The 720-nt window shown below is 22.5% G+C and carries 1 protein-coding gene; it reads right to left on the bottom strand.

All coding sequences use genetic code 11. From position 1 onward, the window contains the following. Window positions 1–176: 176 nt before the first annotated feature. Entirely contained in the window at window positions 177–695 is a 519-nt protein-coding gene (locus GBZ86_RS16480) for a DUF2179 domain-containing protein (protein ID WP_152892478.1), read from the bottom strand. Window positions 696–720 lie beyond the last annotated feature (25 nt).

The raw sequence follows: 720 nt of genomic DNA, 5'->3' as shown, positions 1-720 counted from the left end.
ATTATGGAAAGAGCTAATGTTATAAAATAAATAAGAAAAAGTCTATATGATATTAAGAAAGATAAGTATTTTTAAAAATTAATAATTAGTGAAAATGTGAATAGAAATTTAATACTTATCATTCTTTTTTCATATTAAAATATTAATTCACTTCAATAATTAATTATAAATATTTTTTACTTTTTAGGTTGTTTAACTAAAAAGCCACCTTTAAATTCAGTGATTTCATAAGAAACAATAAAAGCTGAAGGATCAATTTTATAAATAGTTGAAATAAGTTCCTTTTCTCTACTTCTATGTGAAATAACTTCAATTCTATAACGGCATTCACTATTTATTCCTTCTCCAACATAAGTAGTAACTCCAAATTTTAAATCTCTTAGTTTTTTTATTAAATCTAAATTCTTTTCTTTTACTATTACATGAACACATCTATATCCAAAAGCAAGTTTTTCTTCTATGAACCCTCCAAGATAAATTCCAAGACCATAACCTGAAATATAAGCAACTATATTATATAGATTTTTTAAATCTGAAAATACTATACCAAGAGAAATTATGTAAATAATAGCTTCTAATAATGCAAGTATAGAAGCATGAATTTTTTCTCCTTTTATTACAAAGGTAGTTCTTAAAGTTAAAAGAGGAACATATATAATTTGAAGAATAAATATAGCTATAGCTTTAATAATCATAAAACAATGCCTCCTAACATTAGTA

The organism is Clostridium tarantellae, from assembly GCF_009295725.1.
GTDB lineage: Bacteria > Bacillota > Clostridia > Clostridiales > Clostridiaceae > Sarcina > Sarcina tarantellae.
Note: the sequence above shows the minus strand (reverse complement) of the source record. Positions and strands in the feature narration are given on the sequence as shown.